Origin of the sequence: Ilumatobacter sp. (assembly GCF_049588435.1) — a bacterium.
Lineage (GTDB): Bacteria > Actinomycetota > Acidimicrobiia > Acidimicrobiales > Ilumatobacteraceae > Ilumatobacter_A.
Genome location: NZ_JBAVYV010000023.1, coordinates 1 through 3,071 on the forward strand (window position 1 = coordinate 1; position 3,071 = coordinate 3,071).

Consider the following 3,071-nt stretch of genomic DNA (forward strand, 5'->3'; position numbering starts at 1 on the left):
GTCTCGGGGCGGTCGGCGGGGGAGCGCACGCCGACACCGAACACCTCATCGTGTCGACGATGCCCGAACGCGCCGCGCTCATCGCGAACCTGGTCGACGGAATCGTCTCCACTCCGCGAGCCTGACAGCAGCGGGGCCGAGACCCTCCACGGGCGGGAGTGTCGGCCGGAATAGAGTCACGTCGACCATGCTCGTGAACGCTCGACACTACGCCGACGGAGCAATCGAGGAGGGTGACCTCGCAGACCTCGTCGATCGCGCCCACACCGGCGACGGCTTCGTGTGGGCCGGGGTCCACGATCCGGGCGCAGCCGAGCTCGACACACTGTTCTCGGTGTTCGAGCCGCACCCGCTGGCCGTCGAGGATGCGGTCAACGCCAAGCAGCGACCGAAGTTCGAACGATACGACGACTGGTTGCTGCTCGTCCTCCACACCGCCCACTACGTCGACGATCCCGAGACGGTCGAATTCGGAGAGATCCAGGTCCTCTGCGACGCCGAGTCGGTCGTGGTGATCCGACGCGGACGCCCATCCCCACTCGTCGAGGCTCGCCGACGCCTCGAGACCCGCACCGAGGCGCTCGACGACGGCCCGGTGTCGGTGGTGCACGCGGTGATCGACGAAGTCGTCGATTCCTACGACGCCGTGCTCGCCGGCTTGGACGACGACGTGAGCGAAGTCGAGCTGGCGGTGTTCGCGGAGGACGACCGGGAGCGCGGCTCCGACCTCATCGAGCGGATGTACTTCCTCCAGCGCGAGATGCTGCGGCTGCATCGCGCACTCCAACCACTCGGCGCCGCGATGGCGCTGCTGCGCGCGGATCGGATCGTGCGCGGTCAGAACGATTGGGACGCGTACTTCCGCGACGTCGTCGACCACCTGCTCCGTCAGCTCGATCAGCTCCACACATTGCGCGATCTCATCGCCAGCGCGCTCGCCGCGAACGCGACACAGGTGAACCTGCGCCAGAACGACGACATGCGCAAGATCTCGGCGTGGGTCGCGATCGCCGCCGTGCCGACCATGATCGCCGGCATCTACGGCATGAACTTCGACCACATGCCCGAACTCGACGACCAGTACGCCTATCCGGTGGTGCTGGGCATCATGTTCGTCGCCTGCCTGTCGCTGCACCGTGCGTTCCGCCGCAGCGGCTGGCTGTAGCGCGCCGCGAATCGCGCGGCCGCACCACGACATCAGTGTTCGATCGGGGTCGTCGGTTGCCGGTCGGCGTTCTCGAGTCCGGTCGCGTCGAGCTCGGCCTGCCGATCGGCCTGTAGCCGGAGCGCCTTGGTCTTTCCCGGCAGGAACTGCGCGACGACGACGGCCGCGACGAGCAGTCCGGTGGCGACCAGGAACACGAGCCGGTAGGGCTCGAGACCCTCGGCGGTCGCAGCCGAACCGGCCGCGACATCGGGACGATGAGAGGCGAAGATCGACGCGATGATCGACACGCCGATGGCCGCCGCGACCTGGCGTGAGGTCTGGCTCAGCGCCGTTCCCTGCGAGACCTTGCGACCATCGATCGAGTTCATCGCGACGATGTTCGGTGCCATCATCGCGAGCCCGCTGCCGAGGCCGCCGACGAACAGGATGAACGCGATCGTCGGCAGGGAGGTGGTGACCGTCAGGCGCGCGAGGGCGACGAACGAGGCACCGAGGATGGCCGCCCCGATCGTGACCGGGATCCGGGCGCCCACCCGGTCGGTCAACCGTCCACCGATCGGCATCGTGATGGCGATGCCGATCGCGGACGGCAGCATCGTCAGGCCGATGTTGAATTCCGAGATCGAGCGAAGGCCGCCGAGTTCGAGTGGGATATAGACGAGCCGCGTGTACTGGGAGATGGTCAGCAGGGCGACCGTGGCCATGCCGACGGCGAACACCGGGTTCGCCAGGATCCGCATGTCGATGAGCGGAGCGTCGATGCGCAGGGTCCGCACCGTGAACAACACCAGCAGAAGTGCGCCGCCGCCGAGCATCGCCAGCACGGCAGGGCTCGACCATCCCCAGAATGCACCCCTCGAGAACCCGATCAGCAGCACCGCGAGTCCGACACCGCTGAGCGCCAGCCCGACGCGATCGAGTCGGCGTCGGTCTCGGTATCCCGAGTCGGTGAGCAGTCGGAGTGCCACGGGGATCCCGATCATTCCGATCGGGATGTTGATCAGGAACAGCCATCGCCAGCCGACCGACGAGACGACGCCGCCGCCGAGGACGGGTCCGATCGCCGGAGCGGCCATGACGGCGATCCCGAAGTAGCCGAGCGCCTTGCCGCGCTCGTGCGGGTCGAACAGGAGATAGATCATCGCCATCGCGACCGGCATCATCAGCCCACCGCCGGCTCCTTGGACGACCCGCGCTGCCACCAGCACACCGAGCGTCGGCGCCAGGGCGCACGCCGCCGACGAGACCGTGAACAGCGCCATGGAGATGATGAACACCCGCTTGTGCCCGAACCGGTCGGCGGCCCAGCCACTGATCATCTGGGCGACACCGACGGCTGCGAGATAGGCGGTGACGACCCATTCGACGCCGTCGACGGTGTCGAAATCTCGCTGCAGCGATGGGAGACCCAGGTTCACGACGGTGGTGTCGAGGACCACCATGAACGCTCCGAAGAGCACCACGCACATCGCGACCCAGCGGTACGGGACACCCCAGATCGATCCGTCGCCCGCATCCTCCGTCGGCCGCTCGTCGCTGCGATCGGAGTGGACGTCGTCGTGGTCGAGTTCGGTCATCGGCGCTCAGCTCCCGGCCGGGGCATGGCCGTTCGACAGATAGTTGGTTCGTGCAACCATCTAAACTACCAGGCGTTCTACACTGTGGCGATGTCGACCGATACCATCTCGACGATCGAAGAGGCGCTGATCACGCTGGTTCGCCGTGCCAACGATCCGCGTGGGAATCGGACGATCAACCGAGCCGCCGGTGTGGACATCGAACGGGCGGGCGCAGTGATGCTCGCTCGTGTCGACGAGTTCGCGCCGGCGCGTCTGTCCGTGCTCGCCGATGCCGCAGGTGTCGGCGTCTCGACCGCAAGCCGCCAGGTGGCGCGGCTCGTCGA

2 protein-coding genes and 2 pseudogenes are annotated in these 3,071 nt (G+C 67.3%); 3 read left to right on the forward strand and 1 reads right to left on the reverse strand.

All coding sequences use genetic code 11. The annotated features are described in order from the left end of the window. Both WBV89_RS00630 and WBV89_RS00635 read left to right on the forward strand, forming a co-directional pair. A pseudogene (locus WBV89_RS00630) lies at positions 1-125 on the forward strand (M20 family peptidase); the annotation flags it as partial. Positions 126-187: 62 nt separating this feature from the next. Continuing rightward, complete coding sequence (locus tag WBV89_RS00635) at positions 188-1,165, forward strand: magnesium and cobalt transport protein CorA (protein WP_423979410.1); 978 nt, start codon at positions 188-190, stop codon at positions 1,163-1,165. 32 nt (positions 1,166-1,197) lie between these two features. On the opposite strand, the gene WBV89_RS00640 is transcribed toward WBV89_RS00635, so the two are convergent. Continuing rightward, entirely contained in the window at positions 1,198-2,745 is a 1,548-nt protein-coding gene (locus tag WBV89_RS00640) for a DHA2 family efflux MFS transporter permease subunit (protein ID WP_423979411.1), read from the reverse strand. Between the two features lie 90 nt (positions 2,746-2,835). On the opposite strand from WBV89_RS00640, the pseudogene WBV89_RS00645 reads away from it, so the two are divergent. Next, positions 2,836-3,071 (forward strand): annotated as a pseudogene (locus tag WBV89_RS00645) (hypothetical protein); the annotation flags it as partial.